Source organism: Actinoplanes sp. NPDC051633 (assembly GCF_040681735.1).
Classification (GTDB): domain Bacteria; phylum Actinomycetota; class Actinomycetes; order Mycobacteriales; family Micromonosporaceae; genus Actinoplanes.
In genome coordinates this window covers 1-9,167 of sequence record NZ_JBFAZH010000188.1, presented here as the reverse complement: position 1 = coordinate 9,167, position 9,167 = coordinate 1, and the positions used below count along the sequence as shown (strand labels likewise).

At 67.9% G+C, this 9,167-nt stretch carries 13 protein-coding genes; 12 read left to right on the top strand and 1 reads right to left on the bottom strand.

Annotation, left to right across the window (positions count from 1 at the left end):
• Positions 1-178 (bottom strand): EscU/YscU/HrcU family type III secretion system export apparatus switch protein (locus tag AB0M20_RS13680; RefSeq protein WP_364297827.1); only part of this gene is annotated, 178 nt, incomplete at its 3' end.
• A gap of 119 nt (positions 179-297) precedes the next feature.
• On the opposite strand from AB0M20_RS13680, the gene AB0M20_RS13675 reads away from it, so the two are divergent.
• From AB0M20_RS13675 to AB0M20_RS13620, 12 genes are all read left to right on the top strand, one after another.
• Positions 298-756: a flagellar hook capping FlgD N-terminal domain-containing protein gene (locus AB0M20_RS13675; RefSeq protein WP_364297825.1), complete on the top strand. Its 459-nt coding sequence runs from the start codon at positions 298-300 to the stop codon at positions 754-756.
• A gap of 3 nt (positions 757-759) precedes the next feature.
• Entirely contained in the window at positions 760-1,953 is a 1,194-nt protein-coding gene (locus tag AB0M20_RS13670; RefSeq protein WP_364297823.1) for a flagellar hook protein FlgE, read from the top strand.
• A 202-nt stretch (positions 1,954-2,155) separates the two neighbouring features.
• Positions 2,156-2,431 (top strand): flagellar FlbD family protein, encoded by a 276-nt coding sequence (locus AB0M20_RS13665; RefSeq protein WP_364297822.1) that lies wholly within the window; start codon positions 2,156-2,158, stop codon positions 2,429-2,431.
• Positions 2,431-3,219 (top strand): flagellar motor protein, encoded by a 789-nt coding sequence (locus tag AB0M20_RS13660; protein ID WP_364297820.1) that lies wholly within the window; start codon positions 2,431-2,433, stop codon positions 3,217-3,219. The genes AB0M20_RS13665 and AB0M20_RS13660 overlap by 1 nt, the downstream gene beginning before the upstream one ends.
• Before the next feature lie 6 nt (positions 3,220-3,225).
• A complete protein-coding gene (locus tag AB0M20_RS13655) occupies positions 3,226-4,221 on the top strand; it encodes a flagellar motor protein MotB (RefSeq protein ID WP_364297818.1) in 996 nt (331 codons plus the stop codon).
• A gap of 18 nt (positions 4,222-4,239) precedes the next feature.
• On the top strand, positions 4,240-4,710 hold the full coding sequence (locus AB0M20_RS13650) for a flagellar basal body-associated FliL family protein (RefSeq protein ID WP_364297816.1): 471 nt from the start codon (positions 4,240-4,242) through the stop codon (positions 4,708-4,710).
• Between the two features lie 94 nt (positions 4,711-4,804).
• Positions 4,805-5,752: a flagellar motor switch protein FliM gene (locus tag AB0M20_RS13645; protein WP_364297814.1), complete on the top strand. Its 948-nt coding sequence runs from the start codon at positions 4,805-4,807 to the stop codon at positions 5,750-5,752.
• Positions 5,749-6,495 (top strand): flagellar motor switch protein FliN, encoded by a 747-nt coding sequence (fliN, locus tag AB0M20_RS13640; protein WP_364297812.1) that lies wholly within the window; start codon positions 5,749-5,751, stop codon positions 6,493-6,495. The genes AB0M20_RS13645 and fliN overlap by 4 nt, the downstream gene beginning before the upstream one ends.
• A 3-nt stretch (positions 6,496-6,498) precedes the next feature.
• Positions 6,499-6,909 (top strand): flagellar biosynthetic protein FliO, encoded by a 411-nt coding sequence (gene fliO, locus AB0M20_RS13635; RefSeq protein ID WP_364297810.1) that lies wholly within the window; start codon positions 6,499-6,501, stop codon positions 6,907-6,909.
• Positions 6,906-7,709: a flagellar type III secretion system pore protein FliP gene (fliP, locus tag AB0M20_RS13630; RefSeq protein ID WP_364297808.1), complete on the top strand. Its 804-nt coding sequence runs from the start codon at positions 6,906-6,908 to the stop codon at positions 7,707-7,709. Before fliO ends, fliP begins: the two co-directional genes overlap by 4 nt.
• Positions 7,710-7,722: 13 nt before the next feature.
• The gene (locus tag AB0M20_RS13625; protein ID WP_364297806.1) at positions 7,723-8,490 is read left to right on the top strand and encodes a flagellar biosynthetic protein FliR; all 768 of its coding nucleotides are present in this window, start codon (positions 7,723-7,725) and stop codon (positions 8,488-8,490) included.
• Positions 8,491-8,505: 15 nt separating this feature from the next.
• Positions 8,506-9,167, top strand: a 662-nt coding sequence (locus AB0M20_RS13620; protein WP_364297804.1) for a PAS domain-containing protein, incomplete at its 3' end; no start/stop codon positions are given.

Genomic DNA, 9,167 nt, shown 5'->3' with positions numbered 1-9,167 from the left:
GGATCTTGGCCATCAGCTCGCGCGCGTGGTCCATCGCCGAGCTGAGCGTGCGGGGCAGCACGATGCTCGCCGCCAGCATGCCGAACCAGGCGCCGACATCCTGGCTGCGCCCGATCTGGCCCTCCTGCTTGGCCTTCTTCAGTTTTTGCGCTGTCGGCTGTTCGGTCTTCTCACTCACGGCGCTGTATCACCTCCCCCAAAACTGGTCACCCCTATGGCAAAGCGTGGCCTAAGCGGATCGCGCAGGTGGCCGATTTCAAGGGAGTAGGAAGCAAGCCAGCGTCAGGGGGATGGATCATGACCTCGCCGATCGGTGGGAACGACGCCAACAAGATGGCGACGTCCATGTACACCAACAAGACCACCAGCGACGCCGGCTCGACGAAGAAGCTCGGTGATCAGGACACGTTCCTGAAGCTCCTGGTGGCCCAGCTGAAGTATCAGGACCCCAGCAACCCGGCCGACTCGACGCAGTTCCTGGCGCAGACGGCCCAGTTCACCCAGGTGGAGAAGCTCGGCGAGATCGCCACCATGCTCCAGTCACAGCAGCTGATCGGCGCGTCGTCGCTGGTCGGCCGCACGGTCACCTATCAGGACGCCGACGGCAACTCGTTCACCGGCGTCGTGACGAAGACCAAGCTCAACGGCGACAGCGAACCGACTCTGGTGGTCGGGAACATGGATGTGGAGCTGTCCAAGGTCACGGAAGTCCAGCAAACCTCCGCTCCCGCTCCCGCACCCACCAAGGAAGCCTGACCTATGCTGCGTTCACTCTTCTCCGGCATCAGTGGCCTGCGCGCCCATCAGCAGATGATGGACGTGACCGGTAACAACATCGCCAACGTCAACACCACCGGCTACAAGTCCAGCCAGACCGTCTTCCAGGACACCCTGTCGCAGATGGTCAACGCGGCCGGCGCCCCGCAGAACTCGGCCGGTGGCACCAACCCGGCCCAGGTCGGCCTCGGCGTACGCCTGGCCAGCATCACCGCCAACTTCGGCCAGGGCGCCGCGCAGACCACCGGCAAGAGCTCGGACATGATGATCCAGGGCGACGGCTTCTTCGTGGTCAAGAGCGGCGGCGAGTCGCTCTACACCCGGGCCGGCTCGTTCAGCTTCGACGCCAACGGATCGCTCACCACCCCGAACGGCCAGATCGTGCAGGGATGGAGCGCGGACGGGGAGGGCGAGGTCAACACCGCCGGCGCGCCCGGCGACATCAAGCTGCCCATCGGCATCAGCCTGAAGCCGGAGGTCACCGAGAACATCACGATGACCGGCAACTTCTCCAACGAGGCCGTGCTCGGGACCAAGAAGGAGATCCCGGTCAAGGTGTACAACGAGAACGGCGCCGCCGAACCCATGGTGGTGACGTTCGAGAAGACCGGCGGCACCGAGTGGACCATGTCTCTGCCGGACGGCTCGTCGCAGCCGATCACCTTCCAGGACGGCAAGGCGGTGGGCGACGCCGACCCGGACACCGGCCTGGACAGCGGGAAGTGGAGGGTCGGCAACTACACCTTCGACATCCGCGACCTAACCCAGTTCAGCGGCAACACCGAAGCCCGGGTCAGCAACTCGGACGGCTCCGGCGCGGGTGTGCTGAGCTCGTACACGGTGTCGAACACCGGGCAGATCGTCGGTGTCTTCTCCAACGGCCTGAAGCAGACCCTCGGCCAGGTGTCCCTGGCGAACTTCAACAACGTGAACGGCCTGGAGAAGATCGGCGACTCGATGTTCCGCAGCACGGTCAACTCCGGCCTCGCGCAGATCGGCGCGGCGGGCTCCGCCGGCCTGGGCCTGATCACCAGCGGCGCGCTGGAGATGTCGAACGTCGACCTGGCCCAGGAGTTCACCAACCTGGTGATCGCCCAGCGCGGCTTCCAGGCCAACAGCCGGATCATCACGACCTCCGACGAGATCCTCCAGGAGCTCGTCAACCTGAAACGCTGATAACAGCAGTTTGAGCCGGCGGAGGCCGGGACGGGCACAGACGCCCGCCCCGGCTTCCGTCTGTTCGGAGCCGGTCGCCGAATCAGCACCTCAATGGCGACCATGCCGCGCTCATCGGCAACCGGGCAGGGGCCGAAGGACCAGTTGAGGGGCCACGGACGGCCCGACCAGCCGAATGACTGACTGACCAAGGACGGACGTCGTGATCCTCGTAACCCGCATCAACGGTGCCGTATTCGCCATCAACCCGGACCTCATCGAGCGCGCCGACTGCACGCCCGACACGGTCGTCACGCTGGTGGACGGCACCAAGTACGTCATCGCCGAATCGGTGCCCGAGTTCATCGACTCGGTCCGTCACTACCGCGCCTCGCTGATCGCTCAGGCGAGCCGCCTCGAGGGTGAGCCCGCCATCGCGGTCTCCGACAACGTCGAGCAGGACGCCGTCGTGCTCCCGCTGCACCGGAAGGACCGCTGATGGATCTCGCAAGCATCATTGGCATTGTCGTCGCCGTCATCATCGTCTTCACCGTCCAGATCCTGGAGGGTGGAAACCCGGCGTCGATCATCCTGATCCCGTCGATGCTGCTGGTCTTCGGCGGCGCCTTCATGGCCGCCATGGCCGGCGGCGTCATGAAGGACGCGCTCGGCGTCGGCAAGCTCTTCCAGAAGGCCCTGCTCGCCAAGGTCCCGCCGCCCACCCAGCTGGTCGACGACGTCGTCAAGCTGGCGGAGCGGGCCCGCCGCGAGGGCCTGCTGGCGCTCGAGGACGCGGTCAAGACCGTCGAGCACCCGTTCCTCAAGCGCGGTCTGCAGCTCGCCATCGACGGCACCGACCCCGAGGAGCTGCACGACATCCTGCACGCGGAGATCGCGGCGAAGAAGAAGGCCGACAAGGCCGGCAAGAAGATCTTCGAGAACATGGGCGGGTACGCCCCGACCGTCGGCATCATCGGCACGGTCATGGGCCTGGTGCACGTGCTCGAGAACCTCGACAAGCCCGAGACGCTGGGTCACTCCATCGCCGCGGCGTTCGTCGCCACCCTGTGGGGCGTGCTCTCGGCCAACCTGATCTTCCTGCCGATGGCCGCCCGGCTCGACCGTCTGACCGGCATCGAGGTCGACGAGATGGAGCTGGTGATCGACGGCGTGCTGGCCATCCAGGCCGGCTCGAACCCGCGCCTCGTGGCGCAGAAGCTCCGGTCCCTGCTGCCCCCGGACGCCGCTGCCGCGGCCGAGGCGGCTTCGACGAAGAAGGCTGCGTGATCTGACATGAGTAGCGGGAGCGCCAAGAAGAAGAAAGGCGGTCACGAGGAGCACGAGGAGCACGTCAACCACGAGCGCTGGCTCGTGTCGTACGCCGACATGTTGACGCTCCTGTTCGTTCTCTTCGTGGTGCTGTTCTCGATGAGCAGCGTGGACCAGAAGAAGTTCGCCGAGCTGGCGGCCGGCCTCTCCGAGGGGTTCGGCGCCGAGAGCGCGGCGTTCACCGGATCCGCGGCGCAGCTCGACGGTTCCGGCAACGCGACCCAGGTCGTGCAGATCGACGCCGGCGCCAACCCGAGCGACGGGGCGACGGGCACGGCCAACATGTCGGAGAAGGAGAAGAAGGCGGTGGAGGCCGCGCTCAAGGCGAAGAGCCGGGCCAAGGCCTCCAAGGACGCCCAGGCCGCGACCAAGGAGGTGGAGAACCTCAAGGAGATCGAGCGGAAGGTGGCCGCCGCACTGGTCAAGGCCAAGCTGCAGGACCAGGTCAAGTTCACCATCAACGAGCGTGGCCTGATCATCACCGTGGTGACCAACGAGGTCGTGTTCGACGGCGGCGACGCCAAGCTGCGGTCCGGCGGCGAGAAGATCCTGAACGCCATCGCGCCGGCGCTGGCCAAGCTGCCCAACAACATCGAGGTCGACGGGCACACCAACCAGCTCAAGGCCACCACCGGGCAGTACCCGAGCGGCTGGGAGCTCTCCGCGGCCCGCGCCTCGACGGTGGTGCGCCACCTGACCGGCGACGGGCTGGCCAAGGACCGGATGAGCGCGGTCGGGTTCTCCGACACCAAGCCGCTGATCAACCCGACGGACCCGAAGTCGGTGCAGATGAACCGCCGCGTCGACGTCGTGGTCCTCACCCAGCTCACCGCGGAGCAGGCGGCGCTGCTGCCGGCCGCCGCCGGTGACGACGCCAAGCTGCACGCCGGCGCTACGACTTCGCCGCCTTCGGCCGAACAGACCACCGGCACCACCACCACGACCGCTTCGCACGACTGACGACACGGGGAGCTGAAGATGAGCAAGGACGAGAAGGACGCATCGGCCGAGGCGCCGAAGAGGTCCAAGAAGATGCTGATGATCATCATGATCGCCCTGGTCGTGCTGGGCGGCGGCGGTGCGGGCGCGTTCTTCATGCTGAAGGGCGACTCGGCCGAGGCCAAGGAGGTCGAGAAGCCGGTCAAGGGGGCCGTGGTCGCGATGGACAACGCCATCACGATCAACCTGGCCGACGCGCACTACCTCAAGCTCGGCTTCACGCTGCAGCTCACCGAGGCGGCCGGCGAGGAGGCCCCGGACATCGCCGAGGCCATCGACCTCGCGATCGACCAGTACACCGGCATGGAGGTCGCCGAGCTGGAGACCGAGAAGGGCCGCGAGTCCGCCAAGAAGGAGCTCCTCGAGAAGGTCGAGAAGGCGTACGAGAACGAGGAAGAGAAGACCCAGGTCGTCATGGACATCTACTACACGCAGTTCGTGACCCAGTAGTTTCCGCTCGGCAGATGGGCAGGTCCGGCATCCGGACCTGCCCATCTTGCGCATTGCGGCCGTGTCCGGGGTGAAATGAGGCGAAAATGACCAAGTGACCTCCACTGCAGCGCGTCCGCCGGGCAAGATGTCGCGGCGCGGCGGCGGGCCGACACCGTACGACTTCCGCCGGCCGATCAAGCTGTCCCGGGAACACGTGCGGACGCTGCAGATCTGCTTCGAGACCTACGCCCGCAGCTGCGGCAACCTGCTCACCACCCGGCTGCGCGTGGTCAGCAGCGTCACGCTCGGCTCGATCGAGCAGCTCAACTACGACGAGTACGTCTCCTCGCTGGCCAACCCGACGGTGATCGCCATGATCAGCCTCGACCCGCTCTCCGGCACGGTGCTGATGGAGCTCTCCTCCTCGGCCGCGATGACCGCGATCGACCACATGCTGGGCGGCCCGGGCGGTCCGCAGCCCGAGCGTCCGCTCACCGAGGTCGAGATGCCGCTGCTGCGCGGCCTGCTCGAGCGCATGCTGGGCGAGCTGCGATACGGCTTCGAGACGCTGGTGGACATCTCCCCCAAGCTGCGCGAGATCGAGTACAACGCCCAGTTCCTGCGCGCGCACCAGCCCAGCGACGCCGTGGTGATCGCCTCCTTCGAGATGAAGATCGGGACCGAGGAGTGCGTGGCGAGCATCTGCCTGCCGTTCAACACGATCCTTCCGGTGCTCGAGAAGCAGGAGCACATCGAGCTGAGCGCGGCCGAGCGAATGATCCGCGAGGGCGCGGCCCGCAACCTCACCGCCGGACTTTCCGCCGCGCCGATCGATGTAGCCGTCCGATTCCAGCCCATTCGTATGCGTACGGATGACATCGTGGATCTACGCCCCGGCGACGTGGTGCCGCTCGGGCACCCGACCAGCCTGCCGCTCGAGGTGACCGTCAACGAGACCGTCTTCGCGCACGCGGTGCCCGGCAACCAGGGAACCCGGCTCGCCTGCTTGGTGGTGCCGTCGCCGAGCGAGGCCAAGTCAAAGGAGGTTGGCCGTCGATGACCGCGCCGACGATCACCGCACCCCAGCTCGCGCTGGCCCGCAACGCCGCCGAGCAGGCTCTCGCCGTGCTGCCCACCAGCCGCCCGCTGGTCACCGGTGAGCCGACCGCCGCAGCCGCCGACACGCTCACCGAAGGCCAGGCGATCACCGCGAGGTTCAGCGGCGCGGCGGTCGGCGAGGTGGTCGTGGTGGTCGGGCAGGACCTGGCGGACGCGATGAAGGAGAGCCCGCTCGGCGAGCTCGACCTGACCGCCGCCGTACGGCCGGCGCTCGAGGCCGCCGCCCGCGCGTTCGGCCCGACCGTGCTCGACCCGGGCCAGCTCCTGGAGCCGGCCGTGGCGCTGAGCGCGCTGGCCGCCAAGGACGGCGCGGTCGCCGTGCCGCTGCTGGACGGCGGTCAGGTGCGGGCGGTGGTCGCGCTCGCGCTCAGCCCGTGGCCGGCCGATCAGGGCGGCGGCGTGGCGCCACGGACCCCGGGCGCGGCGGCCATCCGCAGCGGCCTGGACATGCTGCACGACGTCGAGATGGAGGTGTCCGCCGAGCTGGGGCGAACCCGGATGAGCGTCCGAGAGCTGCTCTCGCTCTCGCCCGGCGCGATCGTCGAGCTGGACCGGGCCGCGGGCAGCCCGGCCGACCTGCTGGTCAACGGCCGGCTGATCGCGCGTGGCGAGGTGGTCGTGGTGGACGAGAACTTCGGCATCCGGATCACCGAGATCGTCGCGCCGGGCAGCGAACGGGAGTAACCCTTGTTCGAACTCGTCCTGCGCATCGGCTTCTCCCTCCTGGTCGTCTTCGGCCTGATGTGGGGGCTGGCCAAGGTGGTCCGGCGCGGGGGCGTGCACGGCAACGGCTCGGGCACCTTGGCCGTCCTCAATCGGCAGCAGCTGGCCCGCGGCGCGGCGGTGGCCGTGGTGCAGGTGGCCGACCGCGCGCTCATCCTGGGCGTCACCGACCAGCAGGTCAGCCTGCTCGGCGAGACCGAGCTGGCGATCTTCCACAACCCGCTGCACGACCACCACGGCGAGAAGCGGGACGCGGTGCTGCTGCCGGACAACGTGGTGAGCGCGAAGGGCGGGCGGCTGGACGGGTCGATCCTGTCCCCGCGCACGTGGAGCTCGACCATGGACTTCCTGCGGGATCGGACCACCCGGCGATGACCTCCCGGCGTACCCATCTGGTCCTGATCTTCGGGCTCTTCCTCATGGTGAGCCTGGCCCTCATCCTGCTGCCGGACGCCGCGCACGCCGCGCCCGTCCCACCGAGGCCACCGGCCTCACCCACCCCGCCCGGCATCAACATCGACATCGGCGGCACCAACCCGGACGGCAGCAAGCCAGCCACCTCGCTGGTGATCGTGCTCGGCCTGACACTGCTCTCGGTGGCGCCCGCGGTGCTGCTGTTGTGCACGTGTTTCACCAAGGTGTTCATGGTGCTCGGGGTCACCCGCAACGCGCTCGGCCTGACCAGCATGCCGCCCAACCAGGTGCTGGCCGGGCTGGCGCTGTTCATCAGCCTGTTCATCATGGGCCCGACCGTGTCCCAGGTGAACGAGCAGGGCATCCAGCCCTACCTGAAGGGCGACAAGACGCAGTCGCAGGCGTTCGAGGACGGCGTCGAGCCGCTGCGCGAGTTCATGTGGAAGACCACCCGTGAGGACGAGATCGCCCTGCTGGTCAAGGTCTCCGGGCAGGAGAAGCCGGCGAACAAGGACGAGGTCGAGCTGACCACGCTGATTCCGGCGTTCGTCCTCTCCGAGCTGCGCGCCGCCTTCATCATCGGGTTCGTCATCTTCATCCCCTTCCTGATCATCGACATGGTGGTGTCCGCGTCGCTGATGTCGCTGGGCATGATGATGTTGCCGCCGGTGACCGTGGCCATGCCGTTCAAGCTGTTGCTGTTCGTGCTGGTCAACGGGTGGGGGCTGATCATCACCGCCCTCGTGGCGAGTTACAAATGAGCCGGGCTCTCGGATGAACTGGGATCTGCCGATCTCCGAACTGCTCGCGCTGGCACTCGGCGCGGTGCGGGCGGGCGCGTGGATGACCATCTGCCCGCCGTTCAACAACCGCCTCATCCCGGTGCAGATCAAGATCCTGCTGTCGTTCGGGATCTCCCTGCCGATGGCGCCCTATCTGCGGACCAGCATCCCGTCGATCGAGACCTCCGACATCATCGCCTGCGCCGCGCTGCAGGTCTTCGTGGGCGCGGCGCTGGGCTTCGTCACCGCGCTGCTCTTCGCGGCCGTGCAGGCGGCCGGCGACCTGCTCGACGTGTTCGGCGGCTTCACGCTGGCGATGGCCTTCGACCCGCTGTCGATGAGCCAGAGCTCGATCTTCGGCCGGTTCTACAACCTGATGGCCGTCACGCTGCTGTTCGCCAGCGACGGGCACCAGCTCATCCTGCGCGGCTTCATCCAGAGTTACGAGACGTTGCCGCTCAATGCCAACTTCTCCATGGGCACGTTCAGCAAGCTGCTGATCTCCGGCATCGGCGAGATGTTCCTCGCCGCGCTGCAGATCGCCGGCCCGCTGATCGCCGTGCTGTTCCTCACCGACGTGGCGTTCGGCCTGCTCAACCGGGTGGCGCCGGCGCTGAACGCGTTCCAGCTGGGCTTCCCCGCCAAGATCATGCTGGTGCTGACGCTGGCCGGCACGGCGATCGCCATCCTGCCCCGCGCCCTCGACGGCCTGGTGCAGAAAGCCGTCTCCGCGGTCGTTCAGCTGACCGGCGGCGGATAGGTTCAGGTCGGACAGTTGCCGGACGATCTGACGAATATGGACGAGGCCGGGTTGGACGCCGTACTTGCCGCCGCGCTGGCGCAATACCCGGACGCGCACATCGCCGCGATCGCACCGACGGGTCTGTTCGTTCCCGTGCCGCCGTCGCTGCGGCTCGGCGCGCACCGGCCGATCGTCGGCAGCCGCTGGGCCATCGACCTGGTCGTGCCGGAGGACATCGAGATCGTGGCGAGGGCCTGGGGAACCGCGAAGGCCGAGGGCGGGGCGAACTGCGACGTGCACCTGGCCGCGGATCCCGAGCAGGTGGCGCGGCTGCACTTCATCGACGCCACGCACACGCATGGCGTGTTCGTCGGCCTGATCACCGGCGTTCCGGGGTCGATCACCGGGGGCGAGCGGGCGCAGGTTCCGGTCAAGCCCCGGCTGATCACCGTACGCAAGGATCCCGCCGCCCTGATCATCGACGCCGACCCAGCCATCGAGCTGGTCCTCGGGTGGACCGCCGCTGAGCTGGCCGGCCGGCGCTCGCTCGAGCTGGTGCACCCGGAGGACCACCAGCGCGCCATCGCGAGCTGGATCGACATGCTCGCCGCCCCGCCCGGTGCCGCGCGCCGGGTGCGCCTGCGACACCTCCACCGCGACGGCACGCCGAACAGGTTCGAGCTCACCAACCACAG